Source organism: Arthrobacter sp. StoSoilB20, assembly GCF_019977295.1.
In the GTDB taxonomy this organism is placed as follows: domain Bacteria; phylum Actinomycetota; class Actinomycetes; order Actinomycetales; family Micrococcaceae; genus Arthrobacter; species Arthrobacter nicotinovorans_A.
Genome location: NZ_AP024651.1, coordinates 427,176 through 453,320 on the forward strand (window position 1 = coordinate 427,176; position 26,145 = coordinate 453,320).

Annotated in this window: 20 protein-coding genes; 10 read left to right on the forward strand and 10 right to left on the reverse strand. The window is 63.5% G+C overall.

Features of this window, described 5'->3' with window-relative positions:
- The 5 genes from LDN85_RS02055 to LDN85_RS02075 all read right to left on the reverse strand — a co-directional run bounded on the left by LDN85_RS02055 (position 1) and on the right by LDN85_RS02075 (position 6,846).
- Complete coding sequence (locus LDN85_RS02055) at positions 1 to 1,554, reverse strand: GMC oxidoreductase (RefSeq protein ID WP_223944453.1); 1,554 nt, start codon at positions 1,552 to 1,554, stop codon at positions 1 to 3.
- A gap of 54 nt (positions 1,555 to 1,608) precedes the next feature.
- Entirely contained in the window at positions 1,609 to 2,493 is an 885-nt protein-coding gene (locus LDN85_RS02060) for an ATP-binding cassette domain-containing protein (protein WP_026542126.1), read from the reverse strand.
- A complete protein-coding gene (locus LDN85_RS02065) occupies positions 2,490 to 4,316 on the reverse strand; it encodes a dipeptide/oligopeptide/nickel ABC transporter permease/ATP-binding protein (RefSeq protein ID WP_223944454.1) in 1,827 nt (608 codons plus the stop codon). Before LDN85_RS02065 ends, LDN85_RS02060 begins: the two co-directional genes overlap by 4 nt.
- Complete coding sequence (locus tag LDN85_RS02070; RefSeq protein ID WP_223945407.1) at positions 4,313 to 5,248, reverse strand: ABC transporter permease; 936 nt, start codon at positions 5,246 to 5,248, stop codon at positions 4,313 to 4,315. Before LDN85_RS02070 ends, LDN85_RS02065 begins: the two co-directional genes overlap by 4 nt.
- 80 nt (positions 5,249 to 5,328) lie before the next feature.
- A complete protein-coding gene (locus tag LDN85_RS02075) occupies positions 5,329 to 6,846 on the reverse strand; it encodes an ABC transporter substrate-binding protein (RefSeq protein ID WP_026542123.1) in 1,518 nt (505 codons plus the stop codon).
- Between LDN85_RS02075 and LDN85_RS02080 the strand changes: the two genes are divergently transcribed.
- The gene (locus tag LDN85_RS02080; RefSeq protein WP_026542122.1) at positions 6,845 to 7,141 is read left to right on the forward strand and encodes a hypothetical protein; all 297 of its coding nucleotides are present in this window, start codon (positions 6,845 to 6,847) and stop codon (positions 7,139 to 7,141) included. The two genes, LDN85_RS02075 and LDN85_RS02080, sit on opposite strands and share 2 nt — an antisense overlap.
- A 19-nt stretch (positions 7,142 to 7,160) precedes the next feature.
- Here the strand turns inward: LDN85_RS02080 and LDN85_RS02085 are convergent, their stop codons facing one another.
- Entirely contained in the window at positions 7,161 to 8,456 is a 1,296-nt protein-coding gene (locus tag LDN85_RS02085) for an ROK family transcriptional regulator (RefSeq protein ID WP_223944455.1), read from the reverse strand.
- Between the two features lie 191 nt (positions 8,457 to 8,647).
- On the opposite strand from LDN85_RS02085, the gene LDN85_RS02090 reads away from it, so the two are divergent.
- From LDN85_RS02090 to LDN85_RS02105, 4 genes are all read left to right on the forward strand, one after another.
- Entirely contained in the window at positions 8,648 to 10,507 is a 1,860-nt protein-coding gene (locus tag LDN85_RS02090) for a glycoside hydrolase family 3 N-terminal domain-containing protein (protein WP_223944456.1), read from the forward strand.
- 5 nt (positions 10,508 to 10,512) lie between these two features.
- Positions 10,513 to 13,692, forward strand: a complete 3,180-nt coding sequence (locus tag LDN85_RS02095) for a glycosyl hydrolase (protein WP_223945408.1) — start codon at positions 10,513 to 10,515, stop codon at positions 13,690 to 13,692.
- A gap of 26 nt (positions 13,693 to 13,718) precedes the next feature.
- Positions 13,719 to 15,284 carry a family 43 glycosylhydrolase gene (locus LDN85_RS02100; protein WP_223944457.1) on the forward strand — a complete coding sequence of 522 codons (1,566 nt, stop codon included), beginning with the start codon at positions 13,719 to 13,721 and terminating at the stop codon, positions 15,282 to 15,284.
- Between the two features lie 95 nt (positions 15,285 to 15,379).
- Positions 15,380 to 16,330, forward strand: a complete 951-nt coding sequence (locus tag LDN85_RS02105; protein ID WP_091552649.1) for a cation transporter — start codon at positions 15,380 to 15,382, stop codon at positions 16,328 to 16,330.
- Here LDN85_RS02105 and LDN85_RS02110 read toward each other — a convergent pair.
- On the reverse strand, positions 16,327 to 17,160 hold the full coding sequence (locus LDN85_RS02110) for a helix-turn-helix transcriptional regulator (protein WP_223944458.1): 834 nt from the start codon (positions 17,158 to 17,160) through the stop codon (positions 16,327 to 16,329). The two genes, LDN85_RS02105 and LDN85_RS02110, sit on opposite strands and share 4 nt — an antisense overlap.
- 85 nt (positions 17,161 to 17,245) lie before the next feature.
- Between LDN85_RS02110 and ilvD the strand changes: the two genes are divergently transcribed.
- A complete protein-coding gene (gene ilvD, locus LDN85_RS02115) occupies positions 17,246 to 19,108 on the forward strand; it encodes a dihydroxy-acid dehydratase (protein WP_223944459.1) in 1,863 nt (620 codons plus the stop codon).
- Positions 19,109 to 19,198: 90 nt separating this feature from the next.
- On the opposite strand, the gene LDN85_RS02120 is transcribed toward ilvD, so the two are convergent.
- A complete protein-coding gene (locus LDN85_RS02120) occupies positions 19,199 to 21,001 on the reverse strand; it encodes a thiamine pyrophosphate-requiring protein (protein ID WP_223944460.1) in 1,803 nt (600 codons plus the stop codon).
- Between the two features lie 247 nt (positions 21,002 to 21,248).
- On the opposite strand from LDN85_RS02120, the gene LDN85_RS02125 reads away from it, so the two are divergent.
- Positions 21,249 to 21,470, forward strand: a complete 222-nt coding sequence (locus tag LDN85_RS02125) for a hypothetical protein (RefSeq protein ID WP_026542114.1) — start codon at positions 21,249 to 21,251, stop codon at positions 21,468 to 21,470.
- Positions 21,471 to 21,549: 79 nt separating this feature from the next.
- Here LDN85_RS02125 and LDN85_RS02130 read toward each other — a convergent pair whose 3' ends face one another.
- Both LDN85_RS02130 and LDN85_RS02135 read right to left on the reverse strand, forming a co-directional pair.
- Positions 21,550 to 21,846, reverse strand: coding sequence for a hypothetical protein (locus LDN85_RS02130; protein ID WP_026547436.1), 297 nt, complete (start codon positions 21,844 to 21,846; stop codon positions 21,550 to 21,552).
- Between the two features lie 97 nt (positions 21,847 to 21,943).
- The gene (locus tag LDN85_RS02135) at positions 21,944 to 22,660 is read right to left on the reverse strand and encodes a DUF3592 domain-containing protein (RefSeq protein ID WP_223944461.1); all 717 of its coding nucleotides are present in this window, start codon (positions 22,658 to 22,660) and stop codon (positions 21,944 to 21,946) included.
- A 398-nt stretch (positions 22,661 to 23,058) separates the two neighbouring features.
- Here LDN85_RS02135 and LDN85_RS02140 point away from each other — a divergent pair, with 398 nt between their 5' ends.
- From LDN85_RS02140 to LDN85_RS02150, 3 genes are all read left to right on the forward strand, one after another.
- Positions 23,059 to 23,439 carry an META domain-containing protein gene (locus tag LDN85_RS02140; RefSeq protein WP_026542112.1) on the forward strand — a complete coding sequence of 127 codons (381 nt, stop codon included), beginning with the start codon at positions 23,059 to 23,061 and terminating at the stop codon, positions 23,437 to 23,439.
- 48 nt (positions 23,440 to 23,487) lie between these two features.
- A complete protein-coding gene (glsA, locus tag LDN85_RS02145; protein WP_223944462.1) occupies positions 23,488 to 24,510 on the forward strand; it encodes a glutaminase A in 1,023 nt (340 codons plus the stop codon).
- 76 nt (positions 24,511 to 24,586) lie between these two features.
- On the forward strand, positions 24,587 to 26,143 hold the full coding sequence (locus LDN85_RS02150) for an MFS transporter (RefSeq protein ID WP_223944463.1): 1,557 nt from the start codon (positions 24,587 to 24,589) through the stop codon (positions 26,141 to 26,143).
- Positions 26,144 to 26,145: the final 2 nt, after the last annotated feature.

The window sequence follows — 26,145 nt, forward strand, 5'->3', positions numbered from 1 at the left end:
TCACTTCTCTGTTGACGTGGTGTTGATTGATTCAGCAATATGGCGTGCGCCGGCGACGGCCAGGGCCACACCGGTCAAGGTGGGGTTGCAGGCCGTGGGGGTCGGAATGACACCGTTGCCGGCAACGAACAGGCCCCTGACATCCCAGACCTGCCCGGTGGGATCGCAGACGGCAGTTCCGTCGTTGGTGGTGCCCATGCGCAAGGTGCCTTGGTAATGCAGTGAGGCCCCGGCAGGGAATGTGAGCGGTTCTTCCCCGAGCGGCTCTCCCAGGGACCGCGCAGCGGCGATCACAGATTCGCGCGCAGCAGACAGCGTCTGCTCATCACGTTCGGTGAAGGTGTAGTGGATGTTCATCGCAGGCAGCCCGTATGCGTCCGTGGTGTCTTCGGAGAACTCAACGCGATCGGAGGCCTGAAGGTCCTTGGCGCAGAACCATCCAAGCCCCACGATCGAACCCGGGATGACGTCACCTGAGATCGGCACCGGCGAGGCATCGAGCTGCATGACCTGCCCATGGAAGGGCTGCTCATCGGTGAACGGCACCCAGCTGACACCGCTCTGGGCGGTGATGGTGGTGTCGCGTGAGGAGGCCGCCGGAGTATCGTCCCCGACGCCGGTCAGCCGGACAGCGTGGACAATCTGCGGCTGGTCATTGAGGTAACGGCCCAGTGCTTCCGGGCGGATACCGGAGGCGAACAGCAGCTGCGGGCCGCGCAGGGCATCCGCGGCAACCACGACGTACCCGGCCGCAATTTCGTGCTCGTCTCCGGTCTTGTCGTCACGCACCCGTACGCCGCTGACCTCGTTCCCGGCGGTCAGCACCCGGACGACAACGCTTTCGTCGAACAACTGTGCCCGGGGATTGTTTCGCGTTTCGTCGCCGAACACCACGTCCGCTCCGGACCAGATGAACCGGCCGTCATCGGTGCGGCGGACCGCCAGCGGCATGGGCTGGACCTGACGCCCGGGTGCGCGGCCGCCGTCGAGCGCTGCGGACAACCGCGAGCGGACGAGGTCGGCCAGCGGAGCGTCAGCCAAGGCCTCAGCACTCACGGAGAGGAGGCGTTCTGCCTCCGTCAGGAGCTCATCCATGTCCGGGAGGAAGGCGATGCGCTCGCTTCCGCCGGGACGGGGGCACGCACCGGTCCAGTGGGCTGCCATGCCGCCAACATTGCTGGAGAAGGCGAGGCCAGGCAGTCCTGCCTCGCCCGGCTGCTGCCAACCGTCGTCGAGGAGGAAAGTGCCTGGCCGCACCGGCCGGGCAACATCGCGGGCATACTCAGCGAGGTCCCCTCCTGTTGGCACGGCACTGACTTTTCCTTCCGAACGGCGCTGGGCGGCTTCGCGGTCCTCCACGCTGGCGATGTTCTTCACGTGCGAACCGGGGGGATCGCTGATGGTTGGACCGGCCTCGAAGATGGCAATGGATGCCTCGGGGCTGAGTTCGGAAAGGATGCGTGCATACGTTGCACCGGCGGGGCCGCTTCCAATGATTGCGACGTCGACGCGGGCTGGATAAGGGCGCGCTGAAGGTACTGCTGTGGTGGTCATGCTGTTCTCCAGGAGTCTGTAGAAGGGAGGGCGCCAGGGCCCTTGGGGGATTACTCAGCCGGCATTTGTGGAAAGTGCGGGTTGAGTGTCGAGAAACAGGCGCCGTTCCCGACGACGCTCGGCTTGGCGGGCCGGGTTGGCGATGGGCGAGGCGAGAAGGAGGGCCTTGGTGTAAGCGTGGTCCGGCTGGGCAATAACGTGGTCCGTGGCTCCTGCCTCCACAATTTCTCCGCGTCGCATCACCGCGACGCGCTGGCTGATATGCCGCACCACGTCGAGGTCGTGCGTGACGAACAGGAGCGAAACACCGGTCTGCTCCTGTATGTCGGCGAACAGTTGGAGGACCCGCGCCTGGGTGGACAGGTCAAGTGCGCTGACGGGCTCATCACACACAATGAGCTTGGGACTCCGGCACAAGGACCGGGCGATTGCGATGCGTTGCCGCTGGCCACCGGAGAACTCCCGGGGGTAGCGGGTGCTGGCGTTGGAGGGCAGATTCACCACATCCAGGAGTTCCCGGACCCGCCGTTGGGCATCAGCCCTGGAGGTGCCCGATACCTGCATGGGCTCCGACAAGATGTCGCTGATGGTCATTGAAGGATTCAGGGAGGTGTAGGGATCCTGGAACACCACCTGGATATCGCTGCTCAGGGCCCGGCGTTCCTTCTTGTTGAGCTTGGTGATGGACCTGCCATCGAAATGGATGTCTCCACCGCTCACGGGAGCCAGGCCCAGCACGGCACGGCCGATTGTTGATTTGCCCGAGCCGGACTCGCCCACCAGCCCCAGGGTTTCGCCGGGCTTGATGTCCAGGCTTACCCCTTGCAAGGCCCGGAATGTGCGTTTCCGGCCGAACCCGCCCACCTTGTAGTCCACTGTCAGGTCAGTGATCCGCAGGAGGGGCTCAGCGAGGGTTGGGGTTTGGTTGACGGAAGTCATCGTGCACCTTCTGTCTCGGCGGTCAGGCCTGGGTCGATGGGGTGGTGGCCCGGAGTGTCCGACGTCGAATCGAGCGCAGAGTCCAGGAGGAGGCGCGTGTACTCTTCCCGGGGGTTCGCGAACAGGTCATTGACTGCGGCTACCTCCACGATTTCTCCGTTGCGCATCACGGCCACTTGGTCGCAGAGGTCGGCTACCACACCGAAGTTGTGCGTCACCAGGACCACGCCCATGCCGCGTTCTGCCTGGAGGCTGCGGATGAGGTCCAGCACGTCCGCCTGGACTGTGACATCCAGTGCGGTGGTGGGTTCGTCGGCGATCAGGAGCTCCGGATTGCAGGACACAGCTCCTGCGATGAGCACCCGCTGCGCCATTCCGCCGGAGACTTGATGCGGGTAGGACTTGAAGACGCGCTCGGGATCGGGAATGCCAACGCGGGCGAGGAGTTTGAGGGCTTCGTCCTTGGCGGCCTTCGCCGAAATGCCCAGGTGGTGCTGCATTGGCTCGGTGAGTTGGGACCCTATGCGGAAGGCGGGATCGAGGTTGCTCATCGGTTCCTGGGGAATGTAGCCGATCCGGGCGCCGCGCAGGCGGTTGCGCTCCTTCGGAGTCATCCCCAGCAGGTCCGCTCCGGCGAAACTCAAGGTTCCCGCAGTCATGTCGGCTTGTCCGGGCAGGAGCCCGAGGACCGAGAAGGCAGTTTGCGATTTGCCCGAACCGGACTCTCCCACCAGGCCAAGGATCTGGCCGCGCTCCACCCTCAAGGAAATGCCCTTGACGACGTCGGCCTTCCCACCGTTGGGGCGGGGATAGGAAACCCGGAGGTCGTTGATGACCAGGAGCGTGTCTCCCGGGTCCACGGGTGCCTTTTCCAGCGGCCGTGCCGGTTCCGGAGTGGAAGCGGTGCGTTTGGCAGTCTTGGCGCGGCCGGCCGTAGAGCCGTAATTCGCCAGGGCGTCGCGGAAGCCGTTGCCCACCAGGGTGCAGGCCATGACGGTCAACACCAGTGCGACACTTGGCCAGAGCAGCAACCAGGGAGCGTTGAAGATGTTCTGTGATGCGTCATTGAGCATCAGGCCCCAACTGGCTGTGTCGGAGGAGCCGAGGCCAAGGAAGGCAATGCCTGCCTCGATGCCGATGCCGGCACCTGCCAACAGGGCCGCCTGGATGATGGTGGGCGTGATGACCACCGGAAGGATGTGGCGGACCATGATGCGGATGTCGCTCAACCCGGAGACCCGGGCAGCGTCCACGTACAGCTCTTCCCGTACGGCCCGGACCGAGCCACGGATCAGTAGGAACACCGATGGGGCGATCAGTATGCCGAACACCACCAGTGCCAGTGAGGTACTGCGTCCAACTCGGGCCAGCACCACCAGGAGCACCACGATGGCCGGCAGGGAGAGGAGCGCGCCGCTGATCCACATGCTGACGCCGTCGATCCATCCCTGGCGGTAACCTGCCAGGAGTCCGGTGGGTACGCCGATCAGCAAGCTCACGGCGATGACGATCGCGGCACTCAAAAGGCTGGTTTGGGCGCCGTACACGAGGTTTGCCAGGACGTCGCGGCCCACACCATCAGCGCCCAGCGGATGCTCGGGAGTGAACGGGGGCGCGAGTACATCAGCGAGGCGCGTGGCGGTGGGGTCGTAGGAGGAGATCAACGGTGCGAGGACCGCAACCACGGCCAGCAGGACCAGGAACACCAGTGAAATCACTGCGGCAGGTTCACGAAGGAACTTCTTGAACAGGTTGTCGGCCTGGGGTGCGGAGCCGACCACTTCCAGCGACTTTCGGGTGCCGGTGACAAGGTTATCGGTCATGAGACACGAACTTTCGGATTGATCCAGCCTTGTGCCAGATCGACGAGGAGGTTGACGACGACCACCAGCACCACCGTGACCAGGACGATCCCGAGCACAACGGGAAGGTCGCCGCGGCCGGCAGAGTTGTTGGCCTGGGTGCCGATTCCGGGGATGTTGAAAACTTTCTCAATGATCACCGAACTGGAGATGGCCACGATGAACATCAGGGACACGGTGGTGAGGCTCGGACCCGCTGCGCTGCGCAAGGCATGCTTGACCACGACGCTTCGCTCGGGGAGACCGCGGCTGCGAAGCGTCCGGACAAAGTCCTGCTGCATGACATCGATCATCGATCCACGGACCTGCAGTGCAATGGAAGCCAGGGAACCCAACGCCAGTGCAATGACCGGGAGCGTGATGGAGGCCAGCCATTTGCCGGGGGAGTCGGTGAAGGCCGTGAAGCCCGTGGCCGGCAGGAGGCGAAGTTGAACAGCGAAAACCAAAGCCAGGACCAGTGCTACCAGGAAGCCGGGAATTGCCTGGACCAGGGTGGATGCCACCTGGAGGCCGCGATCCAGGCGGCCCCGGCGCAACGCCGCGGTAACCCCGATCAACGTTCCGAAACAGGCGGCGAGGATCAGTGATCCGATCACCATGGACAAGGTGGGAGGAAGTGTTTGGGAAAGCAATTCCCCTACGGGCTGGTTGGTGAACCAGGACCGGCCCAAGTCTCCGCGCACGGCCGATCCGAGCCACTGGAAGTATTGGGTGATCAACGGTTCATCAAGGCCCAGCTGTTGGCGCTTGGCCTCCACTTGTTCGGCCGAAGCCACAGGCCCCAGCACCTGGCGTACAGGGTCCTGCCCCGTGAGGTTCAAGAGGAAGAACGTCGCTGTGGAAATAACGAACATGAGCACCAGTCCTGAGGCCAGGCGGCGAAGGATAAACATCAGCACGGCAGCTCCTTGGGCTTCGGAAGATGAATGGATTGGCAGGGGGAGGCCGGCCCGGGAACGGGCCGGCCACCCACCTACTTCTTCGAGGCTGTGAAGCCCCAGAGGGGCGGCAGCGTGGAATAGCGCTGCGGCGTGACGGTGATTTCAGTGGTGCTTGCGAAGACGTTGTCGGACTGGATGTACGGGGCAAACCAGGCCTGGTCCACCAGGTAGGTGTTCAGTTTCCGGAACGTTTCGGTCTGTGCGTCGCCGGTTTCGCCCTGGGCCTTGTTGATCAGGTCAACCACGGTGGGATCGGAGACGTGGAACGGGTTCCACAGTGATTCAGGCGTGAGCGCGATCTGCGCGAAATCCCACGGACGCGGGCTGTTGAGTCCGAAGATTGCGGCGGGGTACTTGCCTGCCAGCAGGTCCGAGATGAAGGTCTGGCCGTTCACAGGCTGGTACTGCGGTGTGACGCCGATGGCGGTCAGCGCTTCGGTCACCGCTGCCTGCTGGTCGGGGTAGACGGGGGATACATCCGGCATCGGCAGCGTGAAGCCGTTCGCATAGCCGGCGTCGGCCAGGAGCTTCTTCGCGGCGTTGACGTCAAAGGGGTATTTCTTATCCAGCTCAGGAATGAAGGCATCACTGGTGGAGCTGAAGACCTGGCTGGTGGCCTTGCCCTTACCGCCAAAGACCTTCGCGTGGATGGCGTCGCGATCCAGGGCCATGTTGATCGCCTGGCGGACCTTCGGCTCGGCGAGCGCAGGGACCAGGGAACCCTTGCGGTCGAACAAGTAGAGGCCGCTGGTGGTGTAGGCGGGGCTTGTCTGGATATTCAGGCCTGCGGACTTGAGGCTGTTTGAATCCTTATCGGTCACTACTGCGAAGTCTGCTTCACCGGCGCGCAGCGCGTTGAGGATTGCGTTGTTGTCGTTGAAGACTGTGACTTCGACGGTGTCGAACGGGAAGTCTTTGGCGTTCCAGTAGTCAGCGTTCCGCGTGTAGACGTACTTGATGCCGGTCTGGGATTTTGCTGCGTCCAGGATGTAAGGGCCGGAACCGATGGGAGTGGTGTCCAGCGCCGGTGTTCCCAAGGCCTTCGGGCTGGCAAGGACACCGGCGGTTCCGCCCAGGTTCGGGACGAGCGAGGGGTCCGGAGCGGAGAGGGTGACCATGAGGTTGGTGGCGTCGGTGACGGTTACCTCCTGGATGAAGCGCAGCTGGCCGCCGGCTTCGCCCGTCCCCTTGCGGGCCGAGTCCAGGTTGGCTTTGACTGCAGCCGCATCCAGGGGTGTGCCATCGGTAAATTTGACGCCTTCCCTGATGGTGAGGGACAGCTTCGTCCGGGTGTCATCGTAAGACCACTTGGTCACGATGTTCTCGGCCGGTTCTCCCTCGTTGGTGTTCCTGAAGAGGGAGTCGTAGACGGGCTGGAGGAACTGGGTGGTGGGGCCGGTTCCGAAGTTTCCCGGAGAGAAGGACTCGGGCGGGGCAATGGCTGCAATGTCCAATTCGGTGGGGGCGGCGGAACCGCCAGGTGAAGAGCCGGTGCAGGCGGTAAGCGCCATGACGGCTGTGACGGCGGCAATGCCGACTAATTTGCGCATGTTTCTCCTAGACAAGGCGTCGAAAGCTCAGCTTCGAGGGATTCGACTGGTCTCCGGCAACGACGCAACGGAGATGGATAGGTATGGCGGTAAATGCTGGCTGGAATGCCTCTGGAAGGCGCCTTGCTTCACAGGAAATCCTGCGGATTCCTTGAATGCTGTACTGGCGCAGGGCCACGGGATGCAGGTGGTGTGCTTCATCCCGGTCTCCCTCGCCGTCGAGGTCAATGTTGCTCAGTGGACGCTTTGTGGCGTCTATTACAAAGATAATCCGGTCACCGGAATAAGTCAATGACTTATTCCGATGAGCGGACTTAGGCGGACAGGTCCTCGGTGACCGGGCCCTGGTCCTGCTTCTGGTCCTGCTCCAAGGACCGCTTCAGCGGTTCGGTCAGCCGGGCAAGGAGCCCGGGAAGGTTTTGCTTGGAGAAGAGCTCGCCGAGCACCAGCTGGGCTGCTCCGACAACCCCGCCCACCTGTTCGTCGATTGCCGACAACTCCACGATCAGGTCAGGTGCGCCCGTTGATGGCAGTCGCTCCAGGACCGCCTGCTGGATGGGCTTGAGCACGATGTCTTTCGCCCGGGCAATGCCACCGCCCACAACCAGCATGTGCGGCGCGAAGAAGCTGACAAGCGTTGCGAGGCTGCTGCCAAGGAGCGCAGCGGTCCGGCTGAGCAGTTCAGTCGCCGCGGCGTCCCCATGCTCGGCGGCCAGCGTGACGTCGTAGGCGCGAACGCGCCCGGATTCCTTGAACACTTTCGCCAGGTAGGGGCTGCGCCCGGTTTCGGCCAGCATCAGGCCATCCCGTTCGATCGCCCACCCGCTGGTGACTGCTTCAAGGCACCCTGTGCGTCCACACCTGCAGGCAACTACCCCGGCTTCGGGAACGGCGACGTGCCCGATGGAGCCGGCCAGTCCATGCGAGCCCCTGTACAGCCTGCTGTCGGTGATGAGGGCGGCTCCAACTCCAGCTCCGGCTCCGAAATAGAGCAGGTGCTTTGCCTTGGCGGCCCGCGGATTGCTCTCTATCTCAGCCAGGGCGAGGAGGTTGACGCGGTTGTCGACCCATACTGGAACAGGCCACCGCGCTGCGAACTCTTCCCGCACCGGGTAGTCGTCCCAGCCGGGCAGGACCGGCACGCCAACGGGGGTGCCGGTATCGAAATTGACCGGCCCTGAGAGGCCTACGCCGATTCCGAGCATGTTGTTGTGGCCCTGTTCCCTGACCACTTCCTGGATGATCACGTTGACCTGGTCCAGGATCCGGGCGGGCCCTTCGCCGACGTCGCATAGTTCCCGGTGGCGGGTGCCGAGCAGGGCGCCGGCAAGGTCCGAGGCGCTGATGACCATTTCATTTGATGCGATGTCCACGCCCACCACGTAGCCCGCCTGGGCGTTGAGGGACAAGAGCTTTGCTGTCCGCCCTCCTGTAGAGGGGGCGCGGCCGGGGGAGTGGATGAGCCCGATCTGTTCGAGTTCTGCAACCCGCTCGGCAACGACGCTCCGGCCCAGGCCCACCTGGTCGGTCAGGGTGGCTTGGGTTATGCCCTCTTCCCACCGGATGGTTTCCAATACGGATGCCAGTCCGGTGTATCGCTCTATTGCCATCAGATCTCTTCCTGCATGCCGTCGCCCACCGCGTCAGTGCCGTGGTGATGAATCCAGTCCGCAAAGCGAAGCCGTTCGGGCACTTCCACGTGCCATCATCCTCCAGCTTCGCGTCGCCAAACAATAAAAGTCTAGCAACTTTTACCGGTCATCGGATAAACTATATGAAACCCATCACACAAGGAGGCCGCGTGCGGCGATCTGTTTCAACCACTGAAGACGGTGTCCAGTACCGGGACTTGAACGGGAACGGTGTACTGGATCCCTACGAAGATCCCCGCCTGGATGCGGCAACGCGCGCCGCGGATCTCCTGTCGCGTTTGTCGGTGGAAGAAAAAGTCGGACTGCTGTTCAACACGGTCATGGTCGTCGGTGAGCCGGGGGACCACGATGCCGCCAGCCCCTTCGGGCCCGAGACTCCCCGCGACTTTGTGGTGGGCAGGTCCATCAACCACTTCAACGTTGGCCACTTCCCTTCGGCGGAACACATGGCCCGCTGGCAGAACGCCATGCAGGAACTCGCCGAGCTCACCCCGCACGGGATCCCCATTACTTTTGGCACCGATCCCCGCCACGGTTTCGCACAAAATGACGGAATGGCCTTTGCCGCCGGCTCGTTCTCGCAGTGGCCCGAGCCCATGGGGCTGGCCGCTCTCGGCGACGCCGCCGTCGTCAGCGACTTCGCACAGACGGCCAGGAGCGAGTACGTCGCGGTCGGACTCCGCGCGGCCCTTCATCCACAGCTTGACCTGGCATCTGATCCCCGCTGGGCCCGTCAACTGCAGAGCTTCAGTTCAATTCCTGCGGTTGCCTCGGAGTACGGTGCGCTGCTCATCGCAGGACTGCAGGGCCAAAAGCTGTCCTCCACGAGCGTCGCCTGCACCGCCAAGCACTTCCCGGGCGGTGGCGCGCAGGAAGACGGAGAGGACCCGCACTTCCCCTCGGGCAAGGCCCAGGTCTACCCCGGCGGGAACTTCGAAGAGCACCTGGCCCCCTTCCGGGAGGCGATCGCCGCCGGCACCAGCGCGATCATGCCTTACTACTCACTGGCGAAAGACCTGGTTATCGACGGTACCGAAGTGGAGGAGGTGGGCTTTTCGTACAACAAGTATTTGATCACCTCCCTTCTTCGCGGGCAGCTCGGCTTCGAGGGGGTTATCCTCACTGACTGGCAGCTGGTCACGGACCTCGAGGTCTTCGGCCTGCCCTTCCCTGCCAAAGCGTGGGGCGTGGAGCACCTCAGCCCGCTGGAGCGGGTGGAGAGGCTTTTCGACGCCGGTGTGGACCAGCTTGGGGGCGAATCCTGCACCGAGTTGGTGCTTGAGCTGCTGGCCGACGGCAGGTTGTCCCCGGAACGGGTTGATGCTTCTGTGCTGAGGATCCTCCAGGTTAAATTCGAGCTCGGTCTCTTCGACAATCCCTACGTTGACGTGGATGCTGTCAGCGCGGTGGTCGGTTCGGCCCCGTTCCGTGACGCCGGACACCGCGCCCAGGCGGAATCAGTGACGATCCTCAAGAACGATGGGTTGCTGCCGCTGCCGGCAGACACCCGGGTATATGTCGAAGGCATCAACCCGGATGTCGTCGGGGATCGGGTCACCCTTGTGGATGACGCGAAGGATGCCGACATGGCTCTGGTCCGCCTCACGGTCCCCTACGAACCCCGCAACGAGTACTTCCTGGACGCCATGACGCACCAGGGAAGCCTCGACTTCCCGGAGGAAGACATAGCGCGGGTGAGGGCCCTGGCAGAAGAACTCCCTGTCATCCTGGACGTCTACTTGGAACGGGCAGGAATCCTGACCCCCTTCGTGGACATTGCCTCGGCCATCACCGCTAACTTCGGTGCCTCCGACGCTGCCCTGTTCGACGCCTTAACGGGCGCTATCCCGCCCAAAGGCCGGTTGCCGATTGAGCTGCCGCGCTCCATGGCCGCCGTCGAAGCTTCACATCCTGACGTGCCCAATGACACCGAAGACCCGCTCTACCCCTACGGTGCCGGCCTCAGCCTGCCATCAACTGCCCGGAGCGAATCCGGAATGCACACGTGAACGGGATGACCGGAAAACATCAATCGGGCGAGGTTTCCTGGAGTGAGTTCGTCGATGCCCCGGATTCGGCGCGGCCACGTGCCTGGTGGCACTGGATGGACGGCAACGTAGAACATGAAGGCATCCGCGCTGACCTCCGCTGGCTCCACTCGGTGGGCGTCCGGGGCGTCCAGGCCTTCGACGGCGCGCTGGGGAATCCGCTCGTGGTGGAGGAAGCCGTGATTCCCGGAAGCAAGCAGTGGCGCGAAGCCATTGACGTTGCCGTCGCTACCGCCCACGAGCTCGGCTTGGACTTCACTGTTGCCACATCGGCCGGTTGGAGTGCCTCGGGGGCTCCGTGGGTTGATAAGGCCGATGCCATGCGCAAGCTGGTGTGGTCGCAGACTGTGGTCGAAGGCGGCGAACCGGCCCAGCTCAACCATCTGCCGGACATCGCAGGGCCGTACCAGGACATCCCAAAATGGGGATCGGGCCCCGGAATTGAGCCGGATGAAGGGTCGGGAGATGCGAAAGACCTGTTTGCCTTGGCCATCCCTTTCCACAGCGTCCACGATGCTTTGGAGCCCGCTTTCGTGCGCAGCTCCGATTCGCCCGCCGAAGCGGTCAGCGTCGGCCATGCCGCCGTCGTCGAAGGTTTCCGCCTGGCGCGCGATCCTGACAACCATTCGGTCGCCTGGGTTGAACAGTCCTTTGCCGCGCCGGTGACGGTGCGTTCGTGCGTCATCGAGCTCCCGGGCCCCCACGGCTTCGGTGCGGCTCCGCCCGCCAGTGCCACGCTTCAGGTCCGGGATGCCGACGGCGGTTACGTCACCGTCTGCACCCTCCCGGCGACGCAGTGTCCGTCCCGGAGCATGTCCTTCGCCCCGGTCAGCGGTACCCACTTTCGGGTGCTGTTGCAGGCTGAGGGGATATCGACCGTCCTGGCAGCGTTCGAGAAAGGCGTGGTGCCCCCGCCGGTGTTCCGGCCGCTCAGCGAGTACGTGGTCACCACCTTTGCACTCTACGAAGCCGGCATGCCCGCGCACCGGGAGGCCAAGAGCGGCTTCGCAACGGCAACCGACTACGACGAGCTGGAGACTGATCCGCGGGCAGGAACCGGGGTGGTTCCGCTGGCCGGGATCCTTGATGTCAGCAGCCGGGTTTCACGGGGAATGCTTTCGAGCCCGCTCCCGGAGGGTACGTGGCGGGTCATTCGCTTCGGGGCCTCCCTGACGGGACAGACCAACGGGCCGGCCCTCCCGGAAGCCACCGGGCTCGAGGTCGACAAACTCGACAGCGAAAGGGTGCGGCGCTATATCTCCACCCATCTGGCACAGTTCGGTGACGCCCCGATTGACGGCCTCCTGAGCGACAGCATTGAGGCCGGGCTGCAGAACATCACGGACCAGCTCCACCACCGGTTCTTCGATCGCCGGGGCTACGACATGATCCCCTGGATGCTTTCCGTGGCCGGTTTTTTGGTGGAGGACCCGGCATCCACTGACCTCTTCCTTGCCGATTTCCGGCGGACGATCGCTGAGGTATTCGCTGAGTCGTACTACGGAACGTTGTCCGAAGAAGCGCACAAGCGCGGCGCGATCTACTACGCCGAGGCGTTGGAAGACCGCAGGCCGCAGCTCGGCGATGATCTTGCCATGCGCTCGCACGCAGACGTTCCGATGGGAGCCATGTGGACCTTCAGTCCTGAAGGAGGCCCGGCCCCCACCTACGTGGCGGACCTGAAAGGGGCGTCGTCGGTGGCGCACGTTTACGGGCGCAGCCGCACGGGCGCTGAAGCTTTCACCTCAGGACGGAACCCGTGGAGTGATTCGCCTAAGTCGTTGAAACACGTCGCCGACCTCCAGCTCACCTTGGGGGTGACCCGCTTCTGCCTCCATACTTCCCCGCACCAACCCAGCCAGGTACCGCCACCCGGGATCGCCCTGGCGCCCTCGCTCGGGCAGTCCTTTACCCGCAACGAAACCTGGGCATCCAGTGCCAGGCCTTGGGTGGACTACTTGGCCCGGTGCTCCCATCTGCTGTCCTTGGGCAGGCCGGCGGTGGATATTGCCTACTTCATAGGGGAGGAAGCCCCTGTCACCGCCCTCTTCGGCAACACCTTCAACCACGATGTTCCCGTTGACTACGACTACGACTACATCGGCCCGGACGCACTCGGTACTGTCATGGATGTTGAAGAGGGGGAGCTGCGGGCAGGCGCCTCCCGCTACAAGCTGCTCTATCTGGGCGGCGCCTGCCACCGCATGAGCACAGGCGCGCTGCGCGCAATCCTGCGACTGGTGGAACAGGGGGCTGTGGTCGTTGGGCAACGTCCAACGGCCCTGCGCTCACTTGCTGACGACCCTCATGAACATCAACGGCTCTGCGAGGCGATCTGGGGCAGCTGGAACAGCGGCCAAGTTTACGCCACCGCAGACCTGGCATCCGTGCTGCGGGATCATTTTCCACCCCGGGTGATAATCGGGGACCCCCGCGTAAGGCGGATCGCCCGTTGGCTCGGTGATGACCAGCCTCTGCTGTTCATCGCCAACCCAGCCAATGAAGAGTTGCGCACCACGGTGACCCTGCCGGACTCCGATGGCACGTTCGTTGCCTGGAACCCGGTGACACTGGAACAACATGCCCTCACACCCGCGGAAGGTGGAGAGGGTTTCGACGTATGGCTGCCCCCTTATGGTTCGCTCTTCATCCTCACGGGTGAAGCCGGGCCTCGTCCCGAAAAGGAGTGGCTCGCGGAGGTCAGCGGAGAATGGACCCTCACCATCCCGGGCTCGGATCCTGTGCAGCTGGCCCACGCCGCCTTCTGGACAGATCCCGGAATCGGGGCGGTGGACTTCTCTGGAACGGCCACTTACGAGGTTGATTTCCAGCTCCACGGCCCCGAACTCCCGCACGCCATCCAGTTCGCCGAGGTTTCTGATGTAGCGCAGGTCAATATCAACGGAGAAGAGTCCGGAATTCTCTGGACCGCTCCTTACAGGGTGTCCACCAACGCGCTCAAGCCAGGGATGAACCGCATCCGGATCAGCGTCACCAACCCGTGGCGCAACCGGCTGATTGCTGAAGCCCGCAGCAGCACCGGGACGCTCTTCCCGCCCATGACCGCCGTGTTCAACAATGAAGCCGGGATCCTGCCCGCAGGGTTACTGGGACCACTGCATTTGGTCTACGGAGACCGCCCATGATCCCCACTAGTGAAAAGACTGGATGCATGAAAAACCAAGCAATGACTTCCGCCGCGGCGCTGGAGGGCCAACGCCAGGCCGACCTCGGCGACGGAACATACCTGAACCCGATCTTTGCCGGGGACCACCCGGACCCGGCAATCCTGCGCGACGGTGACGACTACTACGTGACCTTCTCGTCGTTTGAATCCACGCCCGGACTGGTCATCTGGCACTCGAAGGACCTGCTGAACTGGCAACCGCTGGGCCCGGCCCTTTCGACGCCGATCGGCTGTGTCTTCGCAGTGGACATGTGCAAGGTGGACGGCCGGTACTTCATCTACATTCCGGTCATCCCCACTGCCGTCTCCCCGGACCCCAAAGCGCCTGTCCTGACCTATGTCATCCATGCCGAAAACATGGCCGGGCCCTGGAGTGAGCCCATCAGCCTGGGCATCGAAGGGCACATCGATCCCGGGCATGTGGTGGGGGAGGACGGGAAACGCTATCTTTTCCTCAGCGGTGTCAGCCGTGTCCGGCTTACCGACGACGGATTGGCCACAGCCGGCCCCGTGGAACACGCCTACGATGGCTGGCGCTACCCCGACGATTGGGTTGTTGAGGCCTACGCCCTGGAGGGGCCAAAACTGACCCGCCGCGGCGAGTACTTCTATCTCACGACGGCGGTTGGCGGCACCTCCGGTCCGCCCACCGGGCATATGGTCACCGTGGCCAGGTCCCGCTCCATTGATGGCCCCTGGGAGGACTGTCCCCGCAACCCCATCATCAGGACGTGGGATGCAGGTGAGCCCTGGTGGAGCAAGGGCCATGCCACGTTGTTTGAGGGCCCCAACGGCCAATGGTGGAGCATTTATCACGGCTATGAGAAGGGCTTCGCCACCCTCGGCCGGCAGACACTGTTGGAACCCATCGAATGGGACGGGGACGGATGGCCCAGGGCAGGCGGGGGAGACCTTTCAGCACCGTTGCCTGCGCCACTGCCAGTGCCGGTTTCAGTTCCGGCTGCCTCACCGGCACCCGGCCAGGGCCACGGAGTTCCTTTGTCCGACGACTTTTCCACGGAGCGCTTTGGAACCCAGTGGTCGTTCCACTCACCGTCCAAGGATGAATACCTTCGGGCATCCTTCGACGACGGACTGGTCCTGCAGTCCCGCGGAACCGCCCCCTCGGACAGCTCGCCGCTAACGTGCATTGTTGGCGACAAGCGCTACGAGATCACGGTGGAAATGGAAGTGCGTGGCGATGCCCAGGGCGGGATGCTGTTGTACTACAGCGACCGCCTGTTCTGCGGCATGGGCCACGACGGCGGCCGCATGACGAGTTACCGTGCCGGCAGGGCCATCCCTTACTGGCGTGAACCAGCCCCTGCAGCCCGGACCATGCACCTTCGGATAGTCAATGACAACCACATCGTCACCCAGTACTACAGCCTGGACGGGATCGACTGGACCAGGCATGGACTTCGTTTCAACGTGGAGGGTTACAACACAAATACGGCCGACGAACTCCTCAGCCTGCGCCCGGCACTGTTTGCTTCCGGGGCGGGGGAAGTGCGGTTCAGGAACTTCAACTATCGCGTTCTGGACGACTGAGCAGTCTCCGGAGTCCGCTTGGCGCGGGCTGCCGCCATTGAGGAAAATATGCGACGCCGGGACACCTTCCGGCAGCGGTTGGGTACGGTTTCCCTATGGCGGCATCCCAGAAGCGAACAGAGTCCGGCTCCACCTTGCTCACGGTCATCATCGCGTTCGTGGCGAACGCGCTGGTTGCGGCGGCAAAGTCGGTGGCGGCTGCCCTGACGGGTTCGGCGTCGATGACTGCCGAAGCCGCACACTCCTGGGCTGACACCGGCAACCAGGTTTTCCTGTTCATCGCCGAACGCCGCTCCCAACGCCCGCGGGACAAGGGCCATCCGATGGGCTATGGCCGCGAAGCGTACGTGTGGTCGATGTTTGCCGCTTTCGGGCTCTTCACCGCCGGAGCGGTGGTGTCCATCATGCACGGCATCCAGGAAATCATTGAGCCGGAACCGGCCTCGGACTTCACTATCGCGTATGTGGTGCTCGCAGTGGCTTTTGTCCTGGAAGGATTCTCCTTTGCGCAGGCCTTCCGGCAGACGAGGAAAGCCGCCCGGCAGCTGGAACGCCGCACCCTGGAGCAGGTCCTGGTCAGCTCCGATCCCACCCTGCGCGCCGTCTTCGCCGAGGATGCTGCCGCGCTGATAGGGCTGGTAGTGGCCTTCATTGGTGTTTTCCTGCATCAAATCACCGGATCACCCCTGCCGGATGCCGTTGGCTCGATCGTTGTTGGGGTCCTGTTGGCGATAGTTGCCGTGGTGCTGATCGACCGCAACCGGCGGTTCCTGGTGGGCCAGGGTGTCACTCCGGACATTGAGCGCTCCATGGCACTGAGGCTTCTGGAACACCGGGACATCGCCCGGCTCACCTATCTGCACCTGGAATTCGTGGGTCCGCGGAAGCTCTACCTTGTGGCGGCAGTGGACCTGCAGGGGGACCACCCGGAGCACGAAGTCGCCGTGGCCCTGCGCAGGATCGAGCGCGAACTCGAAGACCACGAAACTGTGGAAGAGGCTGTGCTGACATTGGCCACTTCGGACGAGGCAGCCCTCTCTCCCTAGCCGGAGACCGACCTCAGCCGCTGCATCTGCTCCCCGGCGTCACTCCCCGGCGCGGGGGTGTACACCACAATGTGCAGGTCCGGCCGGTCCGAGGGAGAGACCTGATGGTGTTCCATCTGCAGCACTCCGACGGCGGGATGGTGAAACTGCCGTTCGCGGGACTCGAAGCCCAGGATGTCGTAGCGGTCCCAACTTTCCTGGAATTCCGGGCTGGCTTCCTTGAGCCGCTCCACTTGGTAGGCCACGTCCGGATCGCCCAGCCGCTGCCCGGTCTCTGCCCGGAACTCTGCAAGGAACCTTTTGCTGGTGACGTCCCAGTCCGGGAGCAGGTCCCGGACATAGGGGTCGGTGAACACCAACCACAGCAGGTTCCTGTCCACGGCGTCGAACGTTCCTATGTTGGGGTACAACGCCTCATAGGCGCGATTCCACCCGGCTACGCCCCAGTCCGGGGACAACGCATAGGACGGGTTGGGATCCAAAGCGTCCAGCAGCCGCTGCACATGGGCGGGGGCATCGGCGGCCACCGGCCCTTTGGGCAGGGACGATGAATATCCGCCCAGGGACAGCACGTAGCTCAGGCCGGTGTCCGAGAGGTGCAGGGTGCGGGCAATGGATTCCAGGACCTGCCGCGAGGGGCTGATGTCCCGCCCCTGCTCCAGCCAGGTGTACCAGGTGACGCTGACTCCGGAGAGGAAAGCGATCTCTTCCCGGCGGAGGCCGCGCTCCCGGGACCTGCCCACCGGGGGCAGTCCGTAATCGGATCGCAGGGCCTGGGTCCGGCGGGTCCTCAGGTAGAGGCCAAGCTCCTTGCGTCTCTCATTACTCACCACCCAACACTATTACTCTGTTACTTTCAGTACTAGTAGCAGCACCGACTTCCGCTCCGTGGCGTAGACCAGCAGGATGGTATTCATGCCTGCACTACGCTCAAGAACTGTCACCCACGGCCGCAACATGGCCGGAGCCCGCGCGCTGTTGCGTGCCTCCGGCGTTGCCAACACGGACATCGGCAAGCCGATCGTCGCGGTGGCCAACTCCTTCACCGAGTTCGTCCCCGGCCACACCCACCTGGCCCCCGTGGGCCGGATTGTGTCCGACGCGATCCTTGCCGCCGGTGCGGTGCCGCGCGAATTCAACACGATCGCCGTGGACGACGGAATCGCCATGGGCCACTCCGGCATGCTGTACTCCCTGCCGTCCCGGGATCTCATTGCCGATTCCGTGGAGTACATGGTCAACGCCCACTGTGCCGACGCCTTGGTGTGCATCTCCAACTGCGACAAGATCACCCCGGGCATGCTCATGGCCGCGCTGCGCCTGAACATCCCCGTAGTGTTTGTCTCCGGCGGCCCCATGGAGGCCGGCCGGGTGACCCTGACCGATGGTTCCGTGCGCTCCCTGGACCTGGTCAACGCCATCTCCGACGCCGTGGACGAATCCATCTCCGATGAAGACATCAACCTCATTGAAGAGAACGCCTGCCCCACGTGTGGATCGTGCTCGGGCATGTTCACCGCGAACTCCATGAACTGCCTCGCCGAGGCGATCGGCCTGGCGTTGCCGGGCAACGGCTCCGTGCTGGCGACCCACACGGCCCGTAAGGCACTGTACGAAAAGGCCGGCGCCACCGTGGTTGATCTCGTCAAGCGTTACTACGACGGCGACGACGACTCCGTACTGCCGCGCTCCATCGCCACCAAAGAGGCCTTTGACAACGCCATGGCCCTGGACATCTCCATGGGCGGCTCCACCAACACCATCCTGCACCTGCTGGCCGCGGCCCAGGAAGCCGGCGTTGACTACGGCCTTGCCGAGATGGACGCCAAGTCCCGCCAGGTGCCGTGCCTTGCCAAAGTGGCCCCGAACGTCGCAGGGGACAAGACCTACTACATGGAGGACGTGCACCGCGCCGGCGGCATCCCCGCGCTGCTGGGCGAGCTGAACCGCGGCGGACTCCTGCACAAGAACGTCCACTCCGTCCACTCCAACGACCTCGACGGCTGGCTGGACGATTGGGACATCCGCGGCGGCAAGGCCACCGAGGAAGCGCAGGCACTGTGGCACGCGGCTCCCGGCGGAGTCCGCTCCTCCACAGCCTTCTCCCAGTCGAACCAGTGGACCTCCCTGGACACCGACGCTGAGGGTGGCTGCATCCGTTCGGTGGAGCACGCTTTCTCCAAGGACGGCGGCCTGGCCGTTCTGCGCGGCAACGTTGCCGTGGACGGCGCCGTCGTGAAGACCGCAGGCGTGGATGAGTCCATCTGGATCTTCGAGGGCCCCGCCGTTGTCTGCGAGTCACAGGACGAAGCCGTGGAGAAGATCCTGAACAAGTCCATCAAGGAAGGCGACGTGGTGGTCATCCGCTACGAAGGCCCCCGGGGCGGGCCGGGCATGCAGGAAATGCTCTACCCCACCTCCTTCCTCAAGGGCAGGGGCCTGGGCAAGAAGTGCGCCCTCATCACCGATGGACGCTTCTCCGGCGGTACTTCGGGCCTGTCGATCGGGCACATTTCCCCGGAAGCTGCTTCCGGGGGTGCCATCGCACTGGTGGAGGATGGCGACATCATCAGCATCGACATCACCCAGCGCTCCCTCCAGCTGCAGGTTTCCGACGAGATCCTCGCCGAACGCCGCGAAAAGCTGGAGGTCAACGGCGGTTACAAGCCGAAGGACCGCGACCGCCACGTGTCCCCGGCCCTGCGCGCCTACGCCGCCATGGCCCTGTCCGCGGACAAGGGCGCCGTGCGTGACGTTTCGCTGATCGAGAACCTCTAAGGCTCCGGTTTGCGCTTAAAGCCGCCTGCCGCCGTCGTGCTTCATCCAACGCACGACGACGGCGGGCGGCTTTTGCGTTGTGCCTGGTGGCTACTTGCCCCGTAACTCCGATTCACCCTCCGCGTAGGTGTCCAGCAGCTTGCGCGCATGCTCTCCGTCCGGGCCCTCCTGCGACAAAGCGGACCTCATGCCCTCAAGCTTCTCTTCGCCGGCCGGGAAGGGCGGAAGCAGCGGGGTGTTCGGATCGGTCAGAACTTCCAGGACTGTGGGCCGGTCCATGCCCAGGGCGTAGTCCCACGCTTCGCCCAGCTTGGCGTGGTCTTCCACCCGGACGCCGGCAAGGCCCAGCAGCTCGCCATAGGCTGCGTAGGGGAAGTCGGGAATCTGCTGGCTGGCCGGGAACCTTGGTTCCACCTCGTTTTCCCGCTGCTCCCACGAGACCTCGGCAAGGTCCCGGTTATTGAACACGCAGACCACGAACCGCGGATCAGCCCACTCGCGCCAACGGTGTGCAACAGTGATCAGCTCGGCGACGCCCAGCATCTGCATGCCGCCGTCCCCGGCCAGTGCCACCAACGGCCGGTCCGGGTAGGCCAGTTTCGCCGCCAGGCCGTAGGGGATCGCGCAACCCATGCTGGCGAGCGTGCCGCTCACGTGGGCGGGAACCCCGGGCGGAAGGACCAGTTGGCGGGCGTACCAGTAAACGCAACTGCCGACGTCGATACTCAGCTGGGCGTCGCCGGGGAGCCTTCCGCTGAGTTCGCGGACCACCAGTTCGGGATTGACCGGCCGGGCAGGAATGTTGGCCCGTTCTTCCGAGAGCCGGCGCCATGCCCGCACCTGGTGTTCGACGTCCTCCCGCCACGAGGCGCGGGACGGTTGGGTCCTGCCCGCAAGGCGCTTGCCCAAGGCGGTGAGCGTTCCGGCGGCATCGCCCACCAGGCCCACCTCGACGGGGTAGCGGTTGGCTATCTTGCGGCCGTCGATGTCGATTTGGACGGCCTTGGCGGTGCCCGGCTTCGGGTAGAACTCGGTCCAGGGATCGTTGGAGCCGATGATGAGCAGGGTGTCGCAGTTCTCCATAAGGTAGGCGCTGGCAGTGGTACCGAGGTGGCCTATCGTTCCGGCTGCCAAGGGGAGGGTCTCGTCAACGCAGGGCTTGCCCAGGAGGCTGGTGGTGATTCCGGCGTTCAGTTGTTCGGCCAACTCCACGACTTCCTTTTGGGCGCCCCGGGCACCTTGGCCGACGAGCAGCGCGATCCGTTCCCCCGCGGAGAGGATTTCCGCCGCGGCGTCCAGGTCCTCTTCGCGGGGCATGACCTGCGCCGGGTGCCATACGGGCGCCGTGACAACAATGCCGTGTTGTTGTTCCAGCTCAGGTGCCTCTGCGGACTGGATATCGTGCGGAACAATCACAACGCACGGGGACCTGGTCTCGAGTGCGGTGCGGAAGGCCCGGTCGATCAGCATGGGGACCTGCTCGGGCGAGCTGGCAAGCTGGGCGAACTGGGCTGCCACATCCTTGAACAGTGTCAGCAGATCGATCTCCTGCATGTAGGCCGAGCCCAAAACCGTGGTGCTCTGTTGGCCGATGATTGCCACGACGGGGACGCTGTCCATCTTCGCGTCGTAGAGTCCGTTGAGCAGGTGGACGGCGCCTGGGCCTTGTGTGGACGTCACGACGCCTACGCCGCCGGTGTACTTGCCGTGCCCTACGGCCATGAAGGCTGCTGCTTCCTCGTGCCTGGCCTGGACAAACTCCACTGTGTCTTCGGCCCGGCGAAGGGCTCCCATGAAACCGTTGATGCCATCGCCGCTGTAGCCGAAGACCCTGTCCACGCCCCAGGCCTGGAGTCGTTCCACCATGAGGTCTGAAACTGTTCGCTGCGTCATTTGGGCTCCTCGTCAGTAGGGGTGAGTTACTGCCTGAGGACATAGTAAGCATACTTAGCTATACGGCACGCCGGGAGCGGTTGTGGATCCTTCGCCGCGAATTTTCCTTTGCTTTGCGGATATTGCCCCAAAGGCGGGCAATGGTGGGCTATCTTGATCGTTATGTGGCCTTTCATGTGGAGAAATCACAAATTGACAGGCTACTTAGTACGTTTGCAATTGTTCCGTATCGATGAAAGGAAATGCTGTGGCTGTTTCTGTTGAATTGGGCAAAGCACTCGACAAAGCCTACGAAAACTCAACACTGGATGAAATCCTCGCCGCCCCACCGTCGGCACTTGCCGGCCTGACTGACAAACACAATGAACTGCTCGCAGATCTGGGCATAAAGACAGTCCGGGACCTCGGCAGCAATAAGTTCTTCGCCGCAGCGGGCGTGCTGGTAGCCCTTTCAGGAAAAGCCGGATAACCCACTACGCCTCAACGCAAGCGGACGACGCCGGGAACTACCCGCCGTCGTCCGCTTGCGTTTTACCGTGGGTGCCTCGCTAAGCAGCTTCGTCCCGCCTGCTGTGCGGTGGCGGAAGCCGCACCGCACCGCCGTCGCGACTCTGGAGCTGCAGGGGGACAAACCCGTGTTCGGTGGTGCGTTCCTGGGGCTTTTTCGCGTGGGGGCGGGGAAGCAACAGCGCGGCGAATGGTGCCAGGAGCAGCAGGAGGGTCACCGTACCCAGCCCGGCCACGCCGGCAAGGACCAGCACCCCGGCCATGAACATGAGGTGGATATCCGGTGCGTCGGTGGACGCAAGGGCGGCCGTCAGGGCCATTCCGTTGGGTGACTTCACAATCGTGCTCCTGGCGCATCCGTTGGCTGTTCTTCCGTCACCTGATACGTAGGCGGAACAGCGGAATCATGATGCGGTTTCCGGGACCCAATGTTCTTCAGGACCGGCGCAAGGGCATATCCTTTGCCAGCTGCACAACGATCTTCTTGTCGTTGCCCGGATCTGTGGGGTCGTACCACAGCATGGTCTCCTGGCCGTCCACCACTGGCTCTGCGGCAGTGATCAGCAAGGCCCTCTGGACCCACCGCTGGACGCCGCCCGCATCATGGAATGTGAACGTGACGGTGGTCAGGATCTTCGCGCTGTCACTGAACGAGACGTAGCCCTTGTCAGTGACTCTCGCCGGGGTCATGGTGCCGGTCCTCATGACGTCAGCCTCACGCCGGGCGGCGTTCCTGCGGGCCCTGGCGCCGATGATGCCCAGGCAACCCAGAAGAAGGAAGATCAGCAGGCAGCCACCGCCCGCCCACGTCAGGAGAGGCGGATAGTCCAATTGGGCAGCGGCGGTTCCCACCCCCAAGGTGGCACCCAGCCAAGCCAAGGTTCCGCCCAGGGCCAGGCCCAGATTGCTGCTCCTGATGGCCAGGGCCGTCCACGCAATGGAACTCAGGACAAGGATCGGGATGCTCACAATGATGGCCGTCAGGGCGAGGGCCGGAGGCTCGGCATCCTCCAGTACTGCCAGATGGGGCCAGCCGTAACCTGCCGCGAGTCCTCCGATGAATTGGAAGCCCAGGGCCAGCACAATGCCCACCGGACCCGGGCGTTTGTTCGCGCGGAGTTTCCTGGCGGCGATCGGATCCACAGTGCTCATGGAAGACATTAAACAGGGAGCGGCCCTCAATCAGGGGCAGGCTTGCACCATCGGATTGCAGAGCACTTTTCCGCCAATCAAACATTTCTTCAAACTCCGCGTCACGTTTCCGCAGGTCAAGGCACATAATGAGTGCCCATGTCGTTGAACCGCGGACTGCGCCGTTGCCCTTTTCGGCTGCGTTGCGGTTCAAGGACGGAGTTAGCAGCGATGGGTGTGGTGGGTTCTGGGGCCCGCCCGGGGCGCCGTCGCTGCGTAAACCGGGCTAGTGCGGTCGGTCGTCTGAGTCGCGACCGGCCGCACGATCCGGCATGCTGAATTGTGAACGCCATCAAATGTTTACAGATAAATTCACAAATTGGTGGTGAAGATCCGGGCTGCAAACCTAAACTGGCCGCATGGTGCAGACCCGGATCCGCATTTTTAGCGCTGTTTCCCTGGCATTCCTTGCTGCCACATTTTTGGGCGGCTGCGCGGGAAGCGGTACAAGTCCATTCGTCGGTGTGTGGGGTGACGCCGGCGACACCAAACAGCCCTCCCTCGACCTGAAATCAGATGGCACCGCCACTGGGACTGACGGCTGCAACAGGCTCGTCGGCTCCTGGAAAGAGGACGGCAAAACCATCTCGTTCGGAGGGTTCTCCTCCACCCGCATGGCATGTCCAGGGGTAGATGCGTGGCTTTCGAACGCCGCCACAGCCAAGATCCAGGAAGACGGAAAGCTTGCGGTTTTCGATCAGGGAGAAGACCAGATAGGCACGCTCACCGCCGGCAAGTAAGGGAGTTCCTCAGCAGGAAGTTTTCCAACGAAATCTTTGGGGGTAGCTGTGTTGGATTCAAATACTGATGGCGTTGAGCAGACAGCCTCAACGGGAACATTGCCCGGCTGGGAGCAGGTTGATTCCCTGGTCGCGGCCGCCCATGAACGGAACCGCGGGTGTACGGACGGTGCGGTGGCGGACTACATTCCCGTCCTGGCGCAGGCCGACCCTGAACTGTTCGGCGTCTGCGTGGTTGAAGTGGACGGCGGAGTGCATGTGGTGGGTGATGCGGACGTGGAGTTTTCCATCCAATCCATTTCCAAGGCTTTCGTCTACGCCCTGGTCTGTGAGGAATTCGGGCATGCGGCTGTGGCTGACCTGGTGGGGGTAAACAACACCGGGCTGGCCTTCAACTCGGTGATAGCCATCGAGCTCAATGATGGACACCCCATGAATCCCATGGTCAACGCCGGCGCGCTGGCAACAACAGCGCTGATGCCAGGCACAACACCGGACGAGCAGTGGGCCGCCATCCAATCCGGGTTGTCTGCCTTCGCGGGCCGTGACCTGGTGCTGGATGGGGAAGTCTATGAATCCGAGGCTGCCACCAATACCAGGAACCGGGCCATTGCCCGGCTTTTGGAAAGCTACGGCAGGATCGGCCGTGATCCGCTGGGCGTCGTCGATACCTATACCAAGCAATGCTCATTGAAGGTCAGTGCCCGCGATCTCGCCATCATGGGCGCCACCCTGGCCGATGGCGGCGTCAATCCCGTAACCGGCAAACGGGTGGTTTCAGCCGAGGTTTGCCGGGATACCCTGGCTGTCCTGGCGGCCAACGGACTGTACGAACGCTCAGGGGAATGGCTGTTCGAGATCGGGCTCCCGGGTAAGTCCGGGGTGTCCGGGGGGCTCCTCACGGTCTCGCCCGGGAAGGCCGGAATCGGCGCCTTTTCGCCCCGGCTTGATCACGCGGGGAACAGTGTCCGTGGCCAGCAGGCCACCGCGTATCTGTCGCGCGTCCTGGGCCTGAACATTTTTGCGTCCCAAGCCCACACACCAACCGGGAGGTCCTCGAATGTCCACTAGTACGGCGGTCTCCTCCAGCACGGAACAAAAAGCGTCCTGGATTCCCATGATCGGGTTGTTCCTGGCCTAGGTCCTCATGTCCTTCAACGTTGCAGCGCTCCCGGTATCACTGGGCGGAATGGTCCAGGATTTCGGTGTTCCGCCCACCACCGTCAGCACCGTCATCGTGACCTATGGGCTGGTGGTGGCAGCCCTGGTCATGGTGGGTGCCAAACTCGGTCAGCGCATCGGATGGGTGGTCATCTTCAGGGTGGTGGTGGCGCTGTTCGCCGCATCGGCTTTGATGATGATCTTCGCGCCAACGGTGGGATGGGCCATTGCGGCCCAGGCATTCGCGGGAGCGTCGGCGGCCATCATCGTGCCCTCGCTGGTGGCATTGATCGCCGAAAATTACCACGGCGCCCAGCAGGCCACCGCCATCGGCTCGCTCGGTTCAGCCCGTGCCCTCTCCGGTGTCAGCGCCTTCCTCATCGGCGGCACCCTGGGCACCCTGGTGGGCTGGCGGCCCGTGTTCGGCATCGTGCTGGGACTCGCCGTGGCGGTCTTCGCGTTCAGCTTCAAGCTCCGCTCAGACCGCGGCAACCCTGATGTGAAGATCGACGTCGTCGCTGCCGCCCTTATCGGTGCGGGCATCGTCTCCCTTACGCTCGGCTTCAACAACCTCAACGCCTGGGGTCCGCTGGCCGCAACCGAAGGTGCACCCTTCGATGTCCTGGGAGTCTCACCCGCGCCCCTGCTGATCCTTATCGGCGTCATCCTTGGCCAGTCCTTCTTCATGTGGACCAGGAAACGGACCAAGGATGGGAAAGTGCCCCTGGTGAGCCTGGCAGTTCTGGGATCATCCCGGGAACGGGCGGCGGTCTATGCCATGTTCATTGTGGTTTCCCTGGAGGCGGCGCTGAACTTCACTGTTCCCCTGTACATCCAGATCGTCCAAGGCCGCACCCCGTTCGATACATCCTTGGCCATGATGCCGTTCAACCTGACGGTTTTCATCACCGCCACCCTCGTTGTCCGGTTCTACAAGCGTTACAGCCCACGGACCATCGCCGTGTTTTCCTTCATCCTCACCACCGTCGCGCTGGCGTGGCTTGCCTTGGTGGTCACCAATAACTGGGAGACGCTGCCAACCATCCTGGGCCTGTTCGTCTTCGGCGTTGGGCAGGGAGCCTTGGTGACCCTGGTCTTCAACGTCCTGGTCACCGCTGCCCCCAAGGAACTTGCCGGCGACGTCGGCTCGATCCGTGGCACCACCCAGAACCTGGCCTCGGCCGTGGGCACCGCTTTGGCCGGTGCACTGCTGGTGACCATCCTCAGCCTCAACGTTGGTCAGGCGGTCATGAACAATGTGGAACTCCCGGACCCGCTCAAACAGCAGGTGAATCTGGACAACGTCAATTTCGTCAGCAATGACAACCTCAGGGAAGTCCTCAACAACACCACCGACGCCACCGAAGCGCAGGTGGAGACCGCCGTCGCCATCAATACCGACGCCCGGCTCAGGGCGCTCAAAACGGGACTGCTGATCCTGGCAGCCGTGAGCGCCGTCGCGATCCTTCCCGCCACCAAGCTGCCCAAGTACCGGCCCCACGAGATCCCCGATCCACAGGAGCCCAAGCCCGGGAATGCCTGAGC

Excerpts from the sequence above, each read along its gene's own strand:
- LDN85_RS02055 (WP_223944453.1), bottom strand. The coding sequence starts at position 1,554 with ATGACCACCACAGCAGTACCTTCAGCGCGCCCTTATCCAGCCCGCGTC.
- LDN85_RS02060 (WP_026542126.1), bottom strand. The coding sequence starts at position 2,493 with ATGACTTCCGTCAACCAAACCCCAACCCTCGCTGAGCCCCTCCTGCGG.
- LDN85_RS02065 (WP_223944454.1), bottom strand. The coding sequence starts at position 4,316 with ATGACCGATAACCTTGTCACCGGCACCCGAAAGTCGCTGGAAGTGGTC.
- LDN85_RS02070 (WP_223945407.1), bottom strand. The coding sequence starts at position 5,248 with ATGTTTATCCTTCGCCGCCTGGCCTCAGGACTGGTGCTCATGTTCGTT.
- LDN85_RS02080 (WP_026542122.1), top strand. The coding sequence starts at position 6,845 with ATGTTTCTCCTAGACAAGGCGTCGAAAGCTCAGCTTCGAGGGATTCGA.
- LDN85_RS02075 (WP_026542123.1), bottom strand. The coding sequence starts at position 6,846 with ATGCGCAAATTAGTCGGCATTGCCGCCGTCACAGCCGTCATGGCGCTT.
- LDN85_RS02085 (WP_223944455.1), bottom strand. The coding sequence starts at position 8,456 with ATGGCAATAGAGCGATACACCGGACTGGCATCCGTATTGGAAACCATC.
- LDN85_RS02095 (WP_223945408.1), top strand. The coding sequence starts at position 10,513 with ATGACCGGAAAACATCAATCGGGCGAGGTTTCCTGGAGTGAGTTCGTC.
- LDN85_RS02100 (WP_223944457.1), top strand. The coding sequence starts at position 13,719 with ATGAAAAACCAAGCAATGACTTCCGCCGCGGCGCTGGAGGGCCAACGC.
- LDN85_RS02105 (WP_091552649.1), top strand. The coding sequence starts at position 15,380 with ATGGCGGCATCCCAGAAGCGAACAGAGTCCGGCTCCACCTTGCTCACG.
- ilvD (WP_223944459.1), top strand. The coding sequence starts at position 17,246 with ATGCCTGCACTACGCTCAAGAACTGTCACCCACGGCCGCAACATGGCC.
- LDN85_RS02120 (WP_223944460.1), bottom strand. The coding sequence starts at position 21,001 with ATGACGCAGCGAACAGTTTCAGACCTCATGGTGGAACGACTCCAGGCC.
- LDN85_RS02135 (WP_223944461.1), bottom strand. The coding sequence starts at position 22,660 with ATGAGCACTGTGGATCCGATCGCCGCCAGGAAACTCCGCGCGAACAAA.
- LDN85_RS02140 (WP_026542112.1), top strand. The coding sequence starts at position 23,059 with ATGGTGCAGACCCGGATCCGCATTTTTAGCGCTGTTTCCCTGGCATTC.
- LDN85_RS02150 (WP_223944463.1), top strand. The coding sequence starts at position 24,587 with ATGTCCTTCAACGTTGCAGCGCTCCCGGTATCACTGGGCGGAATGGTC.